An 18,317-nucleotide genomic window follows, 5' to 3' on the forward strand; every position below is an offset into this window, starting at 1 on the left:
AGAGTGCCGACGTGGGACGAGATGCGTGCTTCCCTGCGCGAGGATTACCTCGGGCCCGCAACGAGGCGGGCGCAATCAGGTTCAAAGGGACTTTCTCAGCCGGCCTGCTGATAAACAGCGAGCCAGCACCCCTAGCGAAGTGCCGCAGCGAACGAGTCGTTGCGGCGCGGGCGCGATTCTAAGTGATCGTCGCGGGGCCCCGTTGCATGAGGGACTTGAGAGGGCTTGAGGTGCCTGTGAGGCCTGCACGGCATGCGGGCCAGCCCTGATCGGCGCTGCGCCTGCGCTCAACTAGCATCGCGCCATGAAAAAAATCTGGGGAGGGGTCGCCGCTGCGGCCGATCATGAAGCCTTGCGTCAGATCGACGCCTGGCTCGACAGCGGCCAGTACCTGCAGGTGCACGCGCGTCTCGACGCCTTGCGTAATGGCGGTTCCATCGATGCGGGCATACGCACCGTGCGTGCCATCCGCCAGCTCGGCGCCGAGCGCGAGGGCGACGCGCTGTGCCTGCACCTTGGGCGCATTGCGCCCGACCATGCGGAGGCGCGCATAGGCCTGCTTCGCACGCGCCTGTACAACCGTGGCCCGGCGGCCTATTACGCCACGAGCGAGCGCCTGCCGCTCCAGGCCACGGCCAATGCCTCCGAGCGCGCACAGTACCTCTCGCTGCGCGGCGTGTGGTTGTCAGACTTGCGCGACATGTCCGAGGCGCGCAAGCTTCACGAGCAGGCGCTGGCGCTGGACGGCAGCGATCCCTGGCTGTGGATGGAGTGGAGCTATTCACTCACGCGGCAAGACCGTCATGCCGATGCCTTGCAGGCCGCCGAGCATGCCTTGCAGCTGTCGCCCGGCTACCGGTCGGGCATTCAGCAGAAGGCGCGGCTGCTGGTGCTGCTGCAGCGCCGGCCCGAGGCGCTGGCGCTGCTGGCACAGGCGCTGCCGCAAACTGAATGTGCAGCCATCGCCCTGCAGCTGGAAGAGCTGCTGGCGGACGAGCATCGCGATGAAGAAGCCCTGCAGCTGCTGGCCCAGGCCGAGCGCCTGCTGCCGCTGGCTGACCGCCAGGTCAAGTCGCGCCTGGCCGCCCGCCGCACCGACCGGCTGATGGCCCTGGGCCGCTGGGCCGAGGCCCGCGAGCAGGCCGCGCTGGTGGCGGGGCAGGGCTTTTATTCACGCATGGCAGAGCGCCTGGCCGAGCCACCCGCGGGCCAGCAGCGCTGCCTGCTGCCGCTTGAGTTTGTGCGCCAGCACTGGTCCACCTGTGCGCCGGCGACGCTGACGTCGCTGAGTCGCTTCTGGGGGCGCCAGGCCGAGCACCTGGAGATCGCTCAGGCAATCTGCTACGACGGCACGCCGGATGTGTCCGAGCGCCTGTGGGCGCTCGGGGCTGGCTGGCTGGTGCGCGAATTCAGGCTGGACTGGCCCACGGCCTGCAAGCTGCTGGACGCCGGCGTGCCATTCGCATTGGCCACCATGCATGCGGGTGGCGGCCATCTGCAGGCGGTGGTGGGCTACGACCGGCTACGCGGCACGCTGCTGATCCGCGACCCTTCCCAACCCCTGCATGCCGAGTACGAAGCCAGCGCGCTGCTCGACGGCAAGGGCGCCGATGGCCCGCGTGCCATGCTGATGATGCCGCCCGAGGAGGTTGGCCGCCTCGAAGGGATCGAGCTGCCCGAGGCCGATGCCTGGGACCTGCTGCATGCGCTGCAAGCGGCGCTGGAGCGTCACGAGCGCAGCGCGGCGCAGGCCGTGCTGGCGCAAATGCGCCAGCAGTATGCCGGCAGCCGCCTGGCCTGGCGCGCCGAGCGAGCCCTGGCGCTGTACGACGGCAACGAGGTGGCGATCCTTGCTGCCACCGAGGCCTTGCTGGCCCTGCATCCAGGCGATGTGAACTTGCAGCTGAGCAAGGCGTTTTCGCTCGGGCAGGTGCTTGGGCAGCGGGCAGCGGAGGAATACTTGCTGGCGCTCACAGCGGGCGAGATGCCCGAGCCGCTCGTGCTGATACGGCTGGCTGCGGCCTATGTCGACGATGGCCGTCGCCTGCCCGAAGCGCTCGGCCTGGTCTGGCGAGCGCTGCGTCGCGCCCCGGCACAAGGGCGCTTGTGGACGCAGTGGGCCATCCTGGTCTGGCAGCAGGGGCGGCGCGATGCGGCGCTGCCGCTGTACCGCTGGGCCTCCACGCTGCAGCCAGTGGACGAAGACAGCGCGATCGCATTCGCGCGCGCCTGCCGTATCCAGGGGCGCATCGAGGAGGGCCTGAACCTTTTGCGCGCGCGGGTCGATGAATGGGGTGACCGTTCCGGCAGCCCCGCTCTGAGCCTGGCCGATCAGCTTTCGCTGCTGGGGCGCCAGGGCGAGGCCGATGCGGTGCTAGAGGCCGCGCTCCTGCGCCGGCCGGAGGACGCCGAGCTGAAGGTGCAGGTGGCGGAAGCGTATCTGCGCCTGCAAAGACATGGAGCGGCCCGGGCTCTGCTCGAGGCTGCCGTTCAGCCCAGCAAGCGCGCCGGCCTCGAGCGGGCGCATGCGTTGCTGGCCGAGGCCGAGGAGCGGTTCGAGGACGCGCTTGCCCATGCCCGCGAGGCCGTGTCGCTGGAGCCGCTGCGCTTGCCGCACCACCGGCTGGTCATGCGCCTGCTGTCAAGGCGCGAAGGCCGGGCGGCCGCCCAGGCCTGGCTTGGCGAGCAGGCGGCACAGTTCCCGGCGCACTACGGACTGCAGGGCCTGCTTTACGAGTGGCTGGATGATGATGCCGTGGTCATCAATGCCCAGCTGGCACGCATTGAGCAGGCGCATCCCGATGATCCCTGGCTGCGCCGCGAGATGGCGATCCAGGCCTGCCGGCAAGGGCGCCACGACGACGCCGTGCAGCTCGCACAGCAGGCTTGCGCCCTGGCAACGGGGCGCGTGGAGAGCCACAGCACCCTGGCCTATGTGTTGCTCGCGCGCGAAGGCTATGCCGTCGCCCTTCCTCATCTGCAACAGGCCTTGCGGCTCGATGTCGACCACGACTATTCGCTGCGCACGCTGATCAATGCCGCGCCCGATCCGCAGCAGGCTCGCGCCGCAGCTGACTTCGCTGCTGCCGAGCTGCTGCGCCAAGTCACTATCGGAGATGGCCTGCTGAACTTTCAGGCCGTGGCTGGCAAGGCGATGCCGGCGGACGAGCTGGAGGCCTTGCTGCAGCGCGCCTGGACCGAGCGCCCCGAGCTCTGGCAGAGCTGGATAGCGCTGGGCCGCCAGTTGATCGAGATGGGCCTGGCCGAGGCCGCGCATGAGCTGCTGGCGCAGGCGGCGGAGCGCTTCAATGCCTTGCCCCGGTTGCAGCTGGAGCTTGCCGAAGCGCTGCGCCAGCTGGACCGCCGCGACCAGGCTCTGGAAGCGAGTGCCCGTGCGCTGGAACTCTCGCCGGGCTGGAACCAGGCGGTCCGCCTGCATGTGGACCTGCTGATCGAACATGGAAATCGAGGTGCCGAGGCCGAGCAAGTTTTGCGGCAGGCCTTGGTGCGTGAGCCCAACGATGACGACCTGATCGGCTTGCTGGCTTGGCTGCTGAAGCGCGAGGGGCGGGCAGACGACGCGCTGGAGCAGGCGCGTCGCTCGCTGCTGCTGGACCCGCGGGCCGAGTGGGTCTGGCGCCTGGCGCGCAGCATCTGCGAACAGGGCGAGCGGCTCGCGGACTTCGATGCATTGCTCGGGCAGGTGCAGCAAAGCCGCCCCGGCGATGCCTGGGCCTGGACAGTGCAGGCCCAGCAGCACCGGGACGATGCCACAGCCCTGGCGGCTGCAGAGCAGGCCTTGCAGCTGGAGCCGCGTCTGGAGGCCACCTGGCTGGCGCGCTTCGAGCGCCTGGCGCGCCTGTCGCGGCATGACGAGATCGCAACGCTGCTGGTGCAACTGCCCTGGCCGGCGCAGGCGCCGGTCGGACTGCGTGCCTGGTCTGCGCGGCTCGACTGGCGGCGCGGTGAGGCCGAGCGTGCGATTGCGCGCCGGCGCGAGTTGCTGACCGAGGCGCCGCATGACTTCGAGCTGTGGCGCGAGCTGGCCGATTGGCTGGACGAGCGCGACGATGGCCCCGGCTATCTTGAGGCGGCACGGCGGATGCGGGAGCTGGCTCCGCACCGGCCGGTGCCGCATGCTTATGTCGGCCATGCGTTGAGCAAGCTCAAGCGGCCGGCGGAGGCCATTGTGCCGCTGCAACGTGCCTTGCAGATTGATCCGACGTACGGCTTTGCTGCGCGCTGCCTGGGCCAGGCCGCGCGTGAGGCCGGGCAGCTCGATGCGGCAGACGAGGCCCTGCAGTCGCTGTGGGCTGTGGAGGCCACGCCGCGGGTGGCGCGCCAGGGCATTGATGTGGCTTGCGCAGCAGGCCAGCGCGAAGCCGGCCAAAGCTGGCTGGAGCGCTTGTGCACCTGCAAGGATTACGACACTGAACAAAGCTCGGCAGCGCTCGCTGCTCTGCGCAAGGCTGGCTGGGAAGACTTGCTAGCGCCCTTGCAGCAGGCGCAGCTGGCCCAGGGTGGCGGGCCTGCGGGCATCTGCCTGGAGTGGCTGCAGGATCAGCAAAGCCGCTGGACCGTGCTTGGCGCCCTGTACCAGTTGCACCGCCGGATGGTCCTCGGCACGGGCAACAGCCTCGCGATGGCAGGCTTGCACTGGGTGGGTGAGCAGATACCCATGGCGGCGAGCTGGTTCGTGCGCCGCCACGCTACGCGGCTGCGTGGCAATGACCAGCCCTGGGGCGAGGTCAGCTACGTGCTGATGTGCCGTGAGCGCTATGTCGAAGTGCTGCGCTGGACCGATGACTGGCGCTCGCGGCCTCGGGCGCCGATCTGGGCTCTGAGCAACCGATGTGCTTCGGCCTATATGCTGGGCGGGCTGCAGGAGATTGAGGCGCTGTTGCAGGCTGCCCTGCCGCGTGCGCCCTACAACGAAGACCTGCGACTGTGGCAGCTCGTGGTCGCGGCACGCGCCGGGCGGCTCGACGAGCTGGGTGAAGGCCTGCGCCGCTGCCATGAGTGGACGGCAGACAACTGGATGAAGCCGGTGATCAAGGCCTTGCGCAGCTTCGCGGAGATTGCGCGTGCGCCCGACACAGAAGACGCGCTCGCCAGCTTCCGAGCACTGTCACCGGGCATGGACCAGGCGCTGTCACGCCGGATCTATGTAGACCTGCGCCGGCAGCTGCTCACGCAGTACCTGACGGTCTCGCCTTGGATGCGCTGGCTGGCTGAGCAGACCTGAAAAAACAAAGGCCCGCACGCGGCGGGCCTTCTTTGCTGCGACTGACGCTCAGTCGAACACCGGCGAATCCACGCCCAGCACCTTGTGCAGCTTGGGGCTGGTTGTCGTGTACTGCAGGTGAATGCGCTTCTCCGGGAAGATGTAGGGCGCGGCGCCGAAGGCGGCGAGGGCGCACTCATGGAAGCCTGAGAGGATCAGCTTCTTCTTGCCCGGATAGGTGTTCACGTCGCCCACGGCGAAGATGCCGGGCACCGAGGTCTCGAACTTCTCGGTGTCGACGACGATCTGCTTGCGCTCCAGGGCCAGGCCCCACTCTGCGATGGGGCCGAGCTTCGGCGAGAGGCCGAAGAACACCAGCACTTCATCGCAGGGCACAACGCGCGTGACGCCGTCGCCGCCGGTGACCTTGACGCCGCTGAGCTTGTCGTCGGCCTCGACGATGTCGGTCACCTGGCCAACCAGGAACTGCATCTCGTAGGCGTCGCAGAGTTCCTTCATCTTCGCGACCGAGGCGGGTGCGGCGCGGAAGCCGTCGCGGCGGTGCAAGAGGATGACGCTCTCGGCCTTGTTGGCGCTGCCGTCGTCATTGCCGGCGCAGAAGTTCAGCGCCCAGTCGAGGGCGGAGTCGCCGCCGCCGACGATCAGCAGGTTCTTGCCGGCGAACTGCGCCGGGTTGCGCACGCGGTAATGCAGTTGGCTGTCGGTGTACTTCTCGATGCCGTCGACCTTCAGCGTGCGCGGCTGGAACGAGCCCACGCCACCGGCGATGAAGATGGTCTTGGTGAGAAAAGCCGTGCCCTTGCTGGTCTCGACATAGAAGCGGCCATCGTCCTGCTTCTGCACCGTGGTCACTTCCTGGCCCAGGTGGAAGGTGGCGCCGAAGGGCTCGATCTGCTTGAGCAGGTTGTCGGTCAGTTCCTTGCCGGTGCAGATGGGCACGGCCGGGATGTCGTAGATCGGCTTGTCCGGATACAGCTCGATGCACTGGCCGCCGGGGTAGGCCAGCGAGTCGATGATGTGCGCCTTGATCTCCAGCAGGCCCAGCTCGAACACCTGGAACAGGCCCACGGGGCCCGCGCCAACGATGACGGCATCGGTCTCGATGGGGCCACCGTGTTCGGCGGCGGTCTTGGCGATCTCTGCGTTCACTTGAAGTTCCATGTCAGGGTGCGCGGCGCTTGGCCGCGACTTCCTTGTTCAGTCTTTGATTCGGTCAGCGGATCAATTCGGGCAGCTTGCCCGTCTTGTCCTTCCAGTCGTCAGCGTCGGGCAGCGCGGGTTTGCGCTTGGTGATACTGGGCCACTTCTTGGCCAGATCGGCATTGAGCTTGATCATGTGCTGCTGATTGCCGGGCACGTCCTCTTCAGGGACGATGGCGTTCACCGGGCACTCCGGGATGCAGACGGCGCAGTCGATGCATTCGTCCGGATCGATCGTGAGGAAATTCGGGCCCTCGCGGAAGCAGTCAACGGGGCAGACATCGACGCAATCGGTGTATTTGCAGCGGATGCAGGCTTCGGTAACGACGTGGGTCATGGAGGCAGCTCGGTTTTTGTGGGCCCACCCTCGGCGCAGGTCGCAACCGGGGCAAAGCGCGGATTTTAATCGTTCAGGGTAATTACCTGGGCTTGAGCCAGATCCAGACCTGGGGACTTGACGGCTTTTTTACGCATTGGCGCCACATGGCGAGCCCCGGCGCCCACGGTCACCACCGTCGGGCGGCCCTTGTGCAGCAGCGCGGCGGCGGCCAGATCGGCCACCAGGTGATCGCTGGAAAGTGCATCGGCGCAGCCCGCCTTGGAGACCACCAGGGCCGGCGTGTCGGCCGGCCAGCCGGCCTGCTGCAGCTTGCGGGCGAGAAGCCCCAACTGGCGGCCGGCCATGTAGAACACCTCGGTATCGGCGCTCTTCATGGCCTGGAGGTCGCCCTCCTTGGTCATGGCCGTGCTCAGGGCCACGGTGCGGCCTTGGCCGCGGCGCGTCAGCGGGCGCTGGGTATGGGCGGCAGCGGCGATCGCGGCCGTGACGCCGGGCACCACTTCGCTTTCAATGCCGGCTTCGGCCAGTGCGACCAGCTCTTCCTCCAGGCGGCCGAAGATGCTGGCATCACCGCCCTTGAGGCGCACGACGACGGCATGGACCTGCGCCTGCTTGACCAGCAAGGCGTTGATCGCGGTCTGGGCCGTGGAGTCGCAGAAGCCGCGCTTGCCCACGTCCAGCCACAGCGCGTTCGGAGCGAACTCGCGCAGGGCCGGATCGGTGAGGGCGTCGAACAGCACTACATCGGCGCGCTGCAGGGCGCGGGCACCGCGCAGGGTGATCAGGTCGGCGGCGCCGGGGCCGGCGCTCACGAAGATGACTTTTCCTTGGGCCATCTTGATCACCTCACCAGCAAGGCGCCGGACGTGCGATTGCTTGTCGGGTCCACGACGATCAGTGCGCCACCCACGCGGTTCTCCGTGTACGGCTCCACCGGCAGTGGCTGCTGCGTCTCGATCTTCACGTGGCCGATCTCGTTGACCGCCAGCTCATGCGCTTGAGCTTCGGCCAGCGTGTGGATGTCCAGCTTGTGCTCGATGGCCGTGATGCGCGCCTGCACCCAGCGGTTGCCGTGGCGCACCCAGTACTTGCGACCGACCTGCGCCGGTTCGGTGTCCAGCCAGGCCAGCGTCGCTTCAAACGCCTGCTTGGGCTCGGCGCTGCCTGGGGTGACGATCCAGTCGCCGCGGCTCACGTCCAGCTGGCGGTCCAGCAGAAGACCGGCTGACTCGCCCGCCACGCTGTGTGCGACGGTTTCGCCCGCCTTGCGCACTTCAGCCACGATGGCCTTCTGGCCGCTGGGCAGCACCTGAATCTCGTCGCCGGCCTTGACCTGCCCATGGGCAATGCGGCCCCACAGGGTTCTGGGCTGATGGCCCGTGCCATCGCCATTGGTCGCCACGTACTGCACGGGAATGGCCAGTCGTCCTTCAACCTTCTCCTGCACCGTCGGCAGGCTCTCCAGCACTTGCAAGAGCGACGGGCCCTGGTACCAGCTCGCATCCAGTGGCTGCGTGACGTTGTCGCCCCGCAGTGCGCTGACCGGCACGATGGCTGTGACTTCAATGCCCGCGTCCTGCGCGAACTTGCGCAGCGCCGTGCCCACCTTGGCATAGCCCTCGGCCGGATGCTCCAGCGCGTCGATCTTGTTGATCGCAAACACGATGCTCGGCACCCGCAGCAGGTGCGCCAGCAGGCTGTGGCGGCGGGTCTGCGGCAGGAGCGTGATCTCGGCTTCATCGAGCTTCAACTTGGTGATGTCCACCAGCACGACCGCTGCATCGCTTCCCGCAGCCGCAGTCACCATGTTGCGCGTGTACTGCTCATGGCCCGGTGCATCGGCAATGATGAACTTGCGGGTCTTGGTGGCGAAGTAGCGGTAAGCGACATCGATGGTGATGCCTTGCTCGCGCTCGGCTTCCAGGCCGTCGGTCAGCAATGAGAGATCAATCGGCGCACCGGCGGCGCGCTTCTCCAGCGTGTCCAGCTGATCAGCCAGGATGGCCCGGCTGTCGAACAGCAGCCGGCCGATCAAGGTGCTCTTGCCATCGTCCACGCTGCCGGCCGTGAGGAAGCGCAAAGCCCGGTGCTGGGTGTCCACGTCTTGCTCGTGGACCAGATTGTTCAAGACGGCGCTCATCAGAAATAGCCTTCCTTTTTGCGGCGCTCCATCGAGGCCTCGCTGGTGCGGTCGTCCATGCGGGTGGCACCGCGCTCGCTGATGGTGACGGTCAGGGTCTCGGCGACGATCTCCGAGGCCGTCGCGGCATCGCTCTCCACCGGGCAGGTGCAGGTCATGTCGCCAACGGTGCGGAAGCGGACGGTTGCCGTCTCGACGGTCTCGCCTTCTTCGGGCGGCGTCACCTCGGTCAGCGGCACCAGCAAGCCCTTGCGGCGGATCACCGAGCGCTCGTGGGCGTAGTACAGCGACGGCAGCGGGATGTTCTCGCGGGCCAGGTAGAGCCAGACATCGAGCTCGGTCCAGTTCGAGATCGGGAAGGCGCGGAAGTGTTCGCCCGGGCGGATGCGGGTGTTGAACAGGTTCCACAGCTCCGGGCGCTGTTCCTTGGGCTGCCACTGGCCGAAGGAGTCGCGGTGGCTGAAGATGCGTTCCTTGGCGCGGGCTTTTTCTTCATCACGCCGGGCGCCGCCGATCAGCACGTCGAAGCGGTGTTCTTCGATGGATTCCAAGAGAGCGACCGTTTGATGGCCGTTGCGCGACTCCAGCGGGTGAGAGAGGCGCACCGTGCCGCGGGCGATGGAATCTTCCAGATGGCCGACGACCAGGCGCTCGCCCATCTCTTCAACACGGCGGTCGCGGAACGCGATGACCTCGGGGAAGTTGTGGCCGGTGTCCACGTGCAGCAAGGGGAATGGCAGACGGCCCTTGAACTCGTTACCAGACACGCGTTGCTTGAAGGCCTTCTCCGCCAGGCGCAGCACGACGCAGGAATCCTTGCCGCCCGAGAACAGCAGCGCCGGCCGCTCGAACGAGGCCGCCACTTCGCGCAGGATAAAGATGGCTTCTTCCTCGAGGTGATCCAGATGTCGGTGGTCCACCGATGGCAACAGCTTTTCCAAGTTCACAGGCGCGTTCATGCGTGCGCTCCAGTTTTCAATTCTTCATTCGAATGCGCCTTGTGCAAGCCGCATTCCTTCGCGTTCTCGTCCTCCCACCACCACCGTCCCGCGCGGAAATCCTCGCCGACGGCAATCGCCCTTGTGCAGGGCTCGCAACCGATGCTGGGCATGAACTGGTCATGCAGCAGGTTGTAGGGAACGTCAAACTTGTCGAGGTAGAACCAGACATCATTCCAGCTCCACTCGGCCAGCACATTGAGCTTGGTGCGGCCCTGGCCGTCTGGCTCGCTGAAGGGCACTTCGGCGCGGTTGGCTGACTGCTCGCGGCGCAGGCCGGTGATCCAGGCCGTGCGGCCGGCCAGCATGCGCGAGAGCGGCTCCAGCTTGCGAACCGCGCAGCAGGCCTTGCGCAGCGCCAGGCTCTCGTACATTGCCTTCTCGCCATTCGTGCGAACGAAGTGAATCACTTGCTCGTCAACCGGCTTGAAGACAGCAACCTGCAAGCCCAGCCGCGATTCGATCTGCGGCAGCAAGGCCAGCGTTTGCGCGTGCAGCTTGCCGGTGTCCAGCGTGGCCACATCAACGGCCAGGCCGTGGCGGGCGATCAGGTCGGTAATGACCATGTCTTCCGCACCCAGGCTGGTGGACTGGATCAGGCCGGCGCCATAGGTGGCAACCGCCTCGCGCAGCAGCTCGACGCTCTTGGCCAGGCGCGCCTCGAAGCCAGCGGTCTCGCGGGCATAGAGGGCCACGGCCGAGCTGCCGGCGCCGGCGCCGGGCAGGAACGACAGGCTGCTGCTCTCCGAGCTCATGCCGCCACCTTGGCAAACACGGGCTGATGTTGCAAGACATCACCCTGGTAGTGAGCAGGGAAGAAGGAGAGCGCGCGGCGAGCCGCGTCGAGGCTTTGATCAGCGCGCAATTGCACGGCATCGAAACCGCAGCGCTGCAAGAGCGGCAGCATGTCCACGAGCACTTCGCCTGTGGCGCGGATCTCGCCAGCAAAACGGTAGCGGGCACGCAAGAGGCGAGCCTGGCTGTAGGCGCGGCCGTCCACCCATTTCGGGAACTGCAGAACGATGACGGAGAGGCGCGGCAGGTCAGCCGCCAGGCCTTCGATGTCGAAGTCATTGCTCAGCTCAACGGCGGTGGCCAGACCGTCAGGCCAGTGCTCGCGCACGGCATGCCATTGCTCCAGCGTCAGCAGGCGATGCGAGGTGGTCGGCGGATGCGGGCTCGGGCCGTCTTCGCCTTGCACGCGCTGCCAGGGGTCTTGATGGGTGTCGATGAAATTCATGATCGTTCAGGCAATCAATCAGGCAGTCGCGTGTGCGGGTGCGGTGGACGTGCGGCGGGCATTGGCCGGCGCCTTGAAGGGCTCGATGCCGATGCGGCGCACGGTGTCGATGAAGCGCTCGCCGGCTGCGCGTTCCAGGCGGTAGGTTTCGACGATGGACTCGATCACCTCGCTGACCTCGTCGGCCGCGAAGGAGGGCCCGATCACCTTGCCGGCCTGCGACTTGCCCGACAGCGTCGAGCCGTCCGAGCCGCCGAGCGACACCTGGTACCACTCCTTGCCGTCCTTGTCGACGCCGAGGATGCCGATGTGGCCGCTGTGGTGGTGGCCGCAGCTGTTGATGCAGCCGCTGATGTGCAGGTCGATGTCGCCGATATCGTAGAGCTCGTCCAGGTCCTGGAAGCGCTCGGTGATCTCGCCGGCGATGGGGATGGAGCGGGCATTGGCCAGTGCGCAGAAGTCGCCGCCGGGGCAGGCAATCATGTCGGTCAAGTGGCCGATGTTGGGCGTGGCAAAGCCATTGGCCTTGGCCGCTTCAAAAACGGCCGCGAGATCGGCCTCGCGTACCCAGGGCAGGAGCAGGTTCTGGTCATGCGTGACACGCAATTCGCTCTGGCTGAACTGGTCTGACAGCGCGGCCGCAGCTTCCATCTGCGCATCGGTGGCATCGCCGGGCGGCAGGCCCACGCGCTTGAGCGACAGCGTCACGCCGCGATAGCCGCTCACGCGGTGGTTGTGCACATTGCGCTCCAGCCAACGCTTGTAGGCCGGGCTTGCGCCGGCAAAGATGTCAATGGCCGGCACGGCCTTGACGCCCGCGGGCACGACGAAGCTGGCGGCCACGCGGTCCAGCTCGGCTTGCGGGATCAGGTGCTCATGGCCACCCGCGTCGTCCGCCAGGATCAGGCGGAACTCTTCATTCACCGCGTCGAAGAACTTCTGGCCCTCGGCCTTGACCAGGATCTTGATGCGGGCCTTGTAGGCGTTGTCGCGGCGGCCGTAGCGGTTGTAGACGCGCACGATGGCCTCGATGTAGACGAGGATCTGCTGCCAGGGCAGGAAGGCGTGGATCTCCTGGCCAATGATGGGCGTGCGGCCCATGCCGCCACCGACCAGCACCTGGAAGCCGACTTCGCCAGCCTCGTTCTTCTTCAGTTGCAGGCCGATGTCGTGCCATGCGATGGCTGCGCGGTCTTCAGTGGCACCAGAGATGGCGATCTTGAACTTGCGCGGCAGGAAGGCGAACTCAGGGTGCAGGGTGCTCCACTGGCGCAGCACTTCGGCGTAGGGGCGCGGGTCGACGATTTCGTCTGCTGCCACGCCGGCCAGGCCGTCGCTGGTGATGTTGCGGATGCAGTTGCCGCTGGTCTGGATGCCGTGCATGTCCACCTCGGCCAGCAGGTCCATCACATCAGCCGACTTGACCAGCGGAATCCAGTTGTATTGCAGGTTCTGGCGCGTCGTGAAGTGGCCGTAGCCACGGTCGTATTCGCGGGCGATCTTGGCCAGCTGGCGCAGTTGATGGCTGGACATCACGCCATAGGGCACGGCCACGCGCAGCATCGGTGCATGGCGCTGCACATACCAGCCGTTCTGCAGGCGCAGCGGGCGGAATTCGTCGTCGGAGAGCGTGCCGGCGATATTGCGCTCCAGCTGGTCGCGGAACTGCGCGGCGCGGGCGCGGACGAACTGGCGGTCGAAATCGGTATACGCGTACATGGTCAGCGAACTCAAGAATCAGTGAATGACTTTCCAGCCGGCCATCAGGAGCGAGGCGCAGAGCAGGGCGCGGACGGCCCCGTCGGGCAGGCGGCGGGTGAGCTGGGCGCCAAGCCAGATGCCGGGTACCGAGCCGATCAGCAGCGGCACGAGCAGCGTCCAGTTCACATGGCCCAGCGTGGCATGGCCGATGCCGGCCACCAGCGTCAGCGGCACTGCGTGGGCGATGTCGCTGCCCACGATGTAGCGTGCCTCGAGGCGCGGATAGATCAGGAGGATCAGCGTCGCGCCAATCGCGCCGGCGCCGATGGAAGAGAGCGACACCAGCACGCCGAGGATGGCACCGGCGGCGATGGTCAGCGCCGGTTTGCGGGAATCGGGAATGTACTGCTCGAGCTTCAGCCCCAGGGCCTGCCAGCTCTTCTTGAAGGCGACCACGAGCGCCGTCAGCAAGAGGGCGATGCCCAGGGAGAAAGTGAGTGCCGCGGCCCAGCCCTTGGTGACGCCGCTCAGGTGCATCAGGGCGACGGTGGCGAGCGAGGCGGGGATGGATCCGGCCAGCAGGCGGCCCGTGATGTCCCAGCGCACATGGCCATGGCGGGCATGGGCCACCGAGCCGGAGACCTTGGTCAGCGCGGCAAACCACAGGTCGGTGCCGATGGCCACGGCTGGGCTGAGCCGGAACACCGACAGCAGCAGGGGCGTCATCAGCGAACCGCCGCCCACGCCGGTGATACCGACGATGGCGCCGACGCCAAATCCGCTGACAACCGCAATCCAGTCCAAAGCCGCTCCCGTTGGGGCTGGGCTGCCCCCGTGGCAACCCTAGGCGGCGGACTTTATCGACGCTTTATATATAAGCAAACTAAAAAATCGTTGTTGTTATATTCAGATCAAGAATAAGCATCAGAAGCGGGCAAGCTGAGCCAGGGCCTGGACCTGCTCGGCGATGCGCGGGGGGATAGCCTGGCGGCCGTCCAGCATCGCCTGAATCAGCATTGCGTTGGCGCTCGCTTCGCAATCCGGCGAGAGCGGCCAATCGATGTCGGTGGTGTCGGCAGGGTGCAGCTCCTGGGCCTGTCCGTCGGCAAAGCCGATCAGATGGGCGCGGCGGCGCAGGTGGGCATAGGCTTCGCCCTCGCTGGCCCTCATCAGCAAGGCGCGGCCACCGGCAGCGGTCAGCACCGGCAGGGCCTGGCCGAGGCTGTCCAGATACTCGGGATGCGTGACGGCCACGACCCGCACGCTGCGCCCAGGTGCGGCGTCCAGCAGCTTGGCCACGCTGTGGCCGCTGTTGCGAACGCCCAGGCGCGGGCGCAGGGCCATGAGCTTGTCCAGCCCCGGATTCAAGGCGGACAAGGGAAGGGCGGCGATGCGATGGCTGGACAGGCGCTCGCTGGCGGCAGCCACGTCAGCAGCCAGCGGCAGGCCCAGCGCGGCGAGCAGGTCAAACGGGCTTTGCCGGCTGTCGAAGTCATGGCGGCCATGAATCAGCACCGGCACGCCCTCGCGGGCCAGCAGCAGCGCCACCAGTGGCATCAGGTTGGCTTGCTTGCGCGCGCCATTGAAGCTGGGCAGGAGCACGCAGCGCGGGCCGTTGGGTACCAGGACCTGCGAGGTGCGCGCCTGCATCGCCCGCTCGAAGGCCAGCAGTTCTTCGGCGCATTCGCCCTTGATGCGCAGGCTCAGCAGGATGGCGCCGAGCTCCAGGTCGGGCACCTGGCCATCCAGAATGGCGCCGAACAGGTGTTCGGCCTGCTCGGCCGTCATGTCGCGGGCGCCGCGCGCGCCGCGGCCGATTTCCTTGATGAGGGCGGGGTACAGCATCGGGCCAGTGTAGATGTCGCAAACCTGATGAAAACCGGGTGCGACCGGCCCTAGACTCTCCCCCGGTGCAATCGGCACTGCAAACACCGGAGGGACGCCATGGCCAAGGGTCAGCAAAAGAGCAACAAGGAAACCAAGAAGCCGAAGAAGGACAGCTCGCCCGGCAAGGCGCCGTCGCCCGGCGCCGTGATGCCCACCGTCGTGACCGCGGTGATCGAGCGCGGCAAGAAGAAGGACAAGTAAGCAGGCGGCTCAGCCGCGCTTGGGCAGGTTCAGAAGGTAGTCGACCACGGCCATCGCCTGGTCGGTACCCTGGGCCATCTGCGGCGAGGTGCCATAGCGTCCGTTGACCACCAGCCAGGGCACGCCGTTCACGTCGTACTTGGTGGCGGCAGCCTGTGCCTGGCGGCAGCGGCTTTGCACCGAGAACGACTCCCACAGCTGCGCGAACTTGGCGCCGTCGAAGCCGTTGCGGCTGACAAAGGCCTGAATGGCCGGCAGCTCGCTCAGGTCCAGGTGTTCGACCTGCAAGGCATTGAACAGGCGCGAGTGCAGCTTGTCGCCGACGCCCATCGCTTCCAGGGTGTAGAAGATGCGCTGATGCGCCTCGGCCACCTTGCGGATCACGGCCGGCGTGCGCTTGAACTGGATGTCAGCCGGCTTGTTCTTCAGCCAGCGCTCCAGCGACGGCTCGAGAGCGAAGCAGGCGCCGCAGCCATACCAGAAGAACTCCATTACCTCGCCACGGCCGCCCGTGCTGGCCACCGGCTGCGGGTTGCTCAGCAGCTTGTAGTGCTGGCCCTCGATGGGCTTGCCCTGGGCCCAGGCCAGGCTGGGTGCGAGGCCGCCGATCAGGGCGGCCTGGGTGAATGCGCGTCGGTCCATCTGGAACCCTCCCGGTTTCTTGACCGGCGGATTCTGCCGCAAGCGCGGCTCGCTTCAACGGTCCTGACGCTGCACGGTGAAGCGCAAGGGAGAGGCACGCAGCAGCTGGGTGCCCTCGCCATCCAGCAGCCTCAGGTCGATCTCGTAGTCGCCTCTGGGTAGATCAACGAGGGCCTCGGTACGGCCGTCTGACAAGACCTGGCGCTGCACTTGCGCGCCACCCTTGCTGCTGATGGTGATGGCGAAATGGCCGGTGTCCTTGACCTTCTGCGTGGCCGGCGCGATGCCGAAGCCCACGGCGCCCAGGCTCAGCACGAAGGGGCTGGTGACGGGCTCCTCGTCGCGCAGGTTCTTCACGTAGACCTCCTTGCCACCGGGTCGAGGCGCCGAGATCGTGTCCTGGTACCAGAGCGCGCAGCTTTCCTCGAAGTTGCCGGGCTCGATGCGTGGCGCCGCTCCGCTGCGGCGGCCCAGCACATGGACGGTGATCTCGCGGCTGTAGACGAAATAGGGCCGGTGCTCATGATCGGCAAACAGCAGGCGCAAGGTGTGCTTGCCGTCCGGCAGATCGAGCTGGGTGCCGGTCTGGCCCTTGCCGAAATGCTTGTGGGTGTCGGAGAAGGGAATCTGCGCCTGGTGGTTCATCGGCAGCTGCGTGTCTATCAGGAGGTGGTGGTGGCCGGCCTTCTCGTTCTTGTTGCCGGCAGGCACCACGCCCATGCCGCGCACACCGAACTCGACCCAGAAAGGTGAGCGAACCGCATAGTTGTGGGCCAGGTTGACGAAGCTCACCGTGGTCGGGTCTCGCAGGTCTACCGAGGTGCGCTGCTGTGTGTGTGCCAGCCAGCAGCGTCGCTCAAGCGCTCCCGTCGGTAGTGGCTCTGCAAGGCTTGGTGCGGCAAGACCTGCGAGGGCAAGCAGAACAGGAATCTTGGACAGCATGCAAACCTCCCTGGCAACAGCTGGCCAGGTGATTCTTGCATCGCTGCCGACACTTGAGCCTCGCCTGTATCGGGGACGTCAGTGCGGATGCAGGGCCTGGGTCGGCCGCAGGCAGCTGTCGAGTTCGGCCTGTACCGCATGCCTCCAGCCGCCGCGCCATCGTGATGCTCATTCCTACAATGCAGCCATGCCCCAAGCCTCCAATCGCGCCTTGCTGGTGCGCCGCAGCCTGCTCCTCTGTGTCACGCTGGCCTTGTCCGCCTGTTCCAGCCTGCTGCCACCGCCTGCGACGCCGCCGGTCACGGTGCCTGTTCCCGTGGAGCCCGTGACACCCAAACCGCCACCCAAGCCTCCGCGTATCGGCCTGGCCCTGGGTGGCGGCGCGGCCCGAGGCTTTGCGCATATCGGCGTGATCCAGGTGCTGGAAGAAAATGGCATCAAGGTCGACCTGGTGGCCGGGACCTCGGCCGGCAGCCTGGTGGCGGCGCTCTATGCCTCGGGCAAGAACGGCAACGAGATGGCGCTCCTGGCCGAGAGCATGGACGAAGGCGCGATCACCGACTGGGCCTTCCCGACCCGTGGCCTGATCCGTGGCGAGGCGCTGGCGCGCTATGTGCGCGAGAAAACCGGCAACAAGCTGATCGAGCAGATGCCGCTGCCGCTGGGCATCGTCGCCACCGACCTGTCGGACGGCTCGCCCATCCTCTTCCGCAGCGGCGATACCGGCGCGGCGGTGCGGGCCTCGAGCGCGGTGCCGGCGGTGTTCCAGCCGGTCAAGATCGGCACGCGGGAGTATGTGGATGGCGGCCTCGTTGCGCCGGTGCCGGTGCGCTTTGCGCGGCAGATGGGCGCCGAGCTCGTGATCGCGGTGGATATCACCTCTCCGCCGGAGGAAAAACCGCCCGGCGATGCCTTGCGCATGCTCCTTCAGACCTTCTCCATCATGGGCCGCAGCATCAACTCCTATGAGCTTCGCGATGCCGACGTGGTGCTGCGCCCCAGCCTCAATGGCGTGGGCAGCGCAGACTTCACGGCCCGCAAGCGCTCGATCCAGGCCGGCCGAGAGGTGGCGCTGAGCATGCTGGCGGCGATCCGCCAGCGCATTGCCGCGAAGACCCACTGATGGTCCAGCGCATCGAGCTTTTTCCGCTCAGTTCGGTGCTGTTCCCGGGCGGGCACCTGAACCTGCGCATCTTCGAGCCGCGCTACCTGGACCTGATCCAGCGCTGCCTGAAGACCGGCGAGCCCTTTGGTGTCGTTGCGCTGACGGCCGGTGGCGAGGCGCGCCAGCGTGGCGAGGGCGAAGCCTTTGTCCAGGAGTCTTTCGAGACCCTGGGCACGCTGGCCCATGTCGATCATTGCGAGCGGCCGCAGCCCGGCTTGCTGCAGGTCCGCTGCACCGGCGGCCAGCGTTTCTCGCTCAGCCGGAGCGAGTGTCTGGCGCATGGCCTGTGGGTGGGCGAGGGCCGGCTCTTGCCGGATGATGCAGCGGTGCCCGTGCCTCCGGACCTGCTGCGTGTCAGCCGCAACCTGCAATTGCTCCTGAGCCAGTTCGAACAGGCCGTCGCGGCCGAAGACCTGCCCTTGCAGCCGCCCTATCACTGGGACGATTGCGGCTGGCTTGCCAACCGCTGGTGCGAGATCCTGCCCTTGCCGCAGCTCGAGAAGCAGCGCCTGCTGGCGCTGGACAACCCGCTCCTGAGACTGGAACTGGTGTCCGATCAGCTGGATCGCGGCCTGCGACAGCCATGAAAAAAGCCCAGTGCAGGGCACTGGGCTGA

The 18,317-nt window shown here is 66.9% G+C and carries 16 protein-coding genes; 4 read left to right on the forward strand and 12 right to left on the reverse strand.

What is annotated here, in order from left to right; genetic code table 11:
- The first annotated feature begins 304 nt into the window (after positions 1–304).
- Positions 305–5,245 carry a C39 family peptidase gene (locus V3596_RS15085; RefSeq protein ID WP_334278602.1) on the forward strand — a complete coding sequence of 1,647 codons (4,941 nt, stop codon included), beginning with the start codon at positions 305–307 and terminating at the stop codon, positions 5,243–5,245.
- A gap of 48 nt (positions 5,246–5,293) precedes the next feature.
- Here the strand turns inward: V3596_RS15085 and V3596_RS15090 are convergent, their stop codons facing one another.
- The 10 genes from V3596_RS15090 to ybiB all read right to left on the reverse strand — a co-directional run bounded on the left by V3596_RS15090 (position 5,294) and on the right by ybiB (position 14,709).
- Positions 5,294–6,406, reverse strand: a complete 1,113-nt coding sequence (locus V3596_RS15090; protein ID WP_334278603.1) for an NAD(P)/FAD-dependent oxidoreductase — start codon at positions 6,404–6,406, stop codon at positions 5,294–5,296.
- Positions 6,407–6,458: 52 nt separating this feature from the next.
- Entirely contained in the window at positions 6,459–6,782 is a 324-nt protein-coding gene (gene fdxA, locus V3596_RS15095; RefSeq protein WP_282826253.1) for a ferredoxin FdxA, read from the reverse strand.
- 65 nt (positions 6,783–6,847) lie between these two features.
- Positions 6,848–7,621, reverse strand: coding sequence for a uroporphyrinogen-III C-methyltransferase (gene cobA, locus V3596_RS15100; RefSeq protein WP_334278604.1), 774 nt, complete (start codon positions 7,619–7,621; stop codon positions 6,848–6,850).
- Between the two features lie 5 nt (positions 7,622–7,626).
- Positions 7,627–8,925, reverse strand: a complete 1,299-nt coding sequence (locus V3596_RS15105; protein ID WP_334278605.1) for a sulfate adenylyltransferase subunit 1 — start codon at positions 8,923–8,925, stop codon at positions 7,627–7,629.
- The gene (gene cysD / locus V3596_RS15110) at positions 8,925–9,884 is read right to left on the reverse strand and encodes a sulfate adenylyltransferase subunit CysD (RefSeq protein ID WP_334278606.1); all 960 of its coding nucleotides are present in this window, start codon (positions 9,882–9,884) and stop codon (positions 8,925–8,927) included. The genes V3596_RS15105 and cysD overlap by 1 nt, the downstream gene beginning before the upstream one ends.
- The gene (locus V3596_RS15115) at positions 9,881–10,678 is read right to left on the reverse strand and encodes a phosphoadenylyl-sulfate reductase (RefSeq protein WP_334278607.1); all 798 of its coding nucleotides are present in this window, start codon (positions 10,676–10,678) and stop codon (positions 9,881–9,883) included. The genes cysD and V3596_RS15115 overlap by 4 nt, the downstream gene beginning before the upstream one ends.
- On the reverse strand, positions 10,675–11,163 hold the full coding sequence (locus V3596_RS15120; protein WP_334278608.1) for a DUF934 domain-containing protein: 489 nt from the start codon (positions 11,161–11,163) through the stop codon (positions 10,675–10,677). The genes V3596_RS15115 and V3596_RS15120 overlap by 4 nt, the downstream gene beginning before the upstream one ends.
- Positions 11,164–11,181: 18 nt before the next feature.
- Positions 11,182–12,882: a nitrite/sulfite reductase gene (locus tag V3596_RS15125; RefSeq protein ID WP_334278609.1), complete on the reverse strand. Its 1,701-nt coding sequence runs from the start codon at positions 12,880–12,882 to the stop codon at positions 11,182–11,184.
- 18 nt (positions 12,883–12,900) lie between these two features.
- A complete protein-coding gene (locus V3596_RS15130) occupies positions 12,901–13,668 on the reverse strand; it encodes a sulfite exporter TauE/SafE family protein (protein WP_334278610.1) in 768 nt (255 codons plus the stop codon).
- A 120-nt stretch (positions 13,669–13,788) separates the two neighbouring features.
- A complete protein-coding gene (gene ybiB / locus V3596_RS15135; protein ID WP_334278611.1) occupies positions 13,789–14,709 on the reverse strand; it encodes a DNA-binding protein YbiB in 921 nt (306 codons plus the stop codon).
- Between the two features lie 99 nt (positions 14,710–14,808).
- On the opposite strand from ybiB, the gene V3596_RS15140 reads away from it, so the two are divergent.
- Positions 14,809–14,952 (forward strand): hypothetical protein, encoded by a 144-nt coding sequence (locus tag V3596_RS15140; protein ID WP_334278612.1) that lies wholly within the window; start codon positions 14,809–14,811, stop codon positions 14,950–14,952.
- A gap of 9 nt (positions 14,953–14,961) precedes the next feature.
- On the opposite strand, the gene V3596_RS15145 is transcribed toward V3596_RS15140, so the two are convergent.
- Positions 14,962–15,594 (reverse strand): thiol:disulfide interchange protein DsbA/DsbL, encoded by a 633-nt coding sequence (locus V3596_RS15145; RefSeq protein WP_334278613.1) that lies wholly within the window; start codon positions 15,592–15,594, stop codon positions 14,962–14,964.
- Positions 15,595–15,648: 54 nt separating this feature from the next.
- Positions 15,649–16,536, reverse strand: a complete 888-nt coding sequence (locus V3596_RS15150) for a DUF4399 domain-containing protein (protein WP_334278614.1) — start codon at positions 16,534–16,536, stop codon at positions 15,649–15,651.
- Between the two features lie 187 nt (positions 16,537–16,723).
- Here V3596_RS15150 and V3596_RS15155 point away from each other — a divergent pair, with 187 nt between their 5' ends.
- Both V3596_RS15155 and V3596_RS15160 read left to right on the forward strand, forming a co-directional pair.
- Positions 16,724–17,659, forward strand: a complete 936-nt coding sequence (locus tag V3596_RS15155; protein WP_334278615.1) for a patatin-like phospholipase family protein — start codon at positions 16,724–16,726, stop codon at positions 17,657–17,659.
- A complete protein-coding gene (locus V3596_RS15160; RefSeq protein WP_334278616.1) occupies positions 17,659–18,288 on the forward strand; it encodes an LON peptidase substrate-binding domain-containing protein in 630 nt (209 codons plus the stop codon). The genes V3596_RS15155 and V3596_RS15160 overlap by 1 nt, the downstream gene beginning before the upstream one ends.
- Positions 18,289–18,317: the final 29 nt, after the last annotated feature.

This window comes from Roseateles microcysteis (assembly GCF_036880965.1).
GTDB lineage: Bacteria > Pseudomonadota > Gammaproteobacteria > Burkholderiales > Burkholderiaceae_C > JAUASW01.

Excerpts from the sequence above, each read along its gene's own strand:
- V3596_RS15085 (WP_334278602.1), top strand. The coding sequence starts at position 305 with ATGAAAAAAATCTGGGGAGGGGTCGCCGCTGCGGCCGATCATGAAGCC.
- V3596_RS15090 (WP_334278603.1), bottom strand. The coding sequence starts at position 6,406 with ATGGAACTTCAAGTGAACGCAGAGATCGCCAAGACCGCCGCCGAACAC.
- fdxA (WP_282826253.1), bottom strand. The coding sequence starts at position 6,782 with ATGACCCACGTCGTTACCGAAGCCTGCATCCGCTGCAAATACACCGAT.
- cobA (WP_334278604.1), bottom strand. The coding sequence starts at position 7,621 with ATGGCCCAAGGAAAAGTCATCTTCGTGAGCGCCGGCCCCGGCGCCGCC.
- V3596_RS15105 (WP_334278605.1), bottom strand. The coding sequence starts at position 8,925 with ATGAGCGCCGTCTTGAACAATCTGGTCCACGAGCAAGACGTGGACACC.
- cysD (WP_334278606.1), bottom strand. The coding sequence starts at position 9,884 with ATGAACGCGCCTGTGAACTTGGAAAAGCTGTTGCCATCGGTGGACCAC.
- V3596_RS15115 (WP_334278607.1), bottom strand. The coding sequence starts at position 10,678 with ATGAGCTCGGAGAGCAGCAGCCTGTCGTTCCTGCCCGGCGCCGGCGCC.
- V3596_RS15120 (WP_334278608.1), bottom strand. The coding sequence starts at position 11,163 with ATGAATTTCATCGACACCCATCAAGACCCCTGGCAGCGCGTGCAAGGC.
- V3596_RS15125 (WP_334278609.1), bottom strand. The coding sequence starts at position 12,882 with ATGTACGCGTATACCGATTTCGACCGCCAGTTCGTCCGCGCCCGCGCC.
- ybiB (WP_334278611.1), bottom strand. The coding sequence starts at position 14,709 with ATGCTGTACCCCGCCCTCATCAAGGAAATCGGCCGCGGCGCGCGCGGC.
- V3596_RS15140 (WP_334278612.1), top strand. The coding sequence starts at position 14,809 with ATGGCCAAGGGTCAGCAAAAGAGCAACAAGGAAACCAAGAAGCCGAAG.
- V3596_RS15145 (WP_334278613.1), bottom strand. The coding sequence starts at position 15,594 with ATGGACCGACGCGCATTCACCCAGGCCGCCCTGATCGGCGGCCTCGCA.
- V3596_RS15150 (WP_334278614.1), bottom strand. The coding sequence starts at position 16,536 with ATGCTGTCCAAGATTCCTGTTCTGCTTGCCCTCGCAGGTCTTGCCGCA.
- V3596_RS15155 (WP_334278615.1), top strand. The coding sequence starts at position 16,724 with ATGCCCCAAGCCTCCAATCGCGCCTTGCTGGTGCGCCGCAGCCTGCTC.
- V3596_RS15160 (WP_334278616.1), top strand. The coding sequence starts at position 17,659 with ATGGTCCAGCGCATCGAGCTTTTTCCGCTCAGTTCGGTGCTGTTCCCG.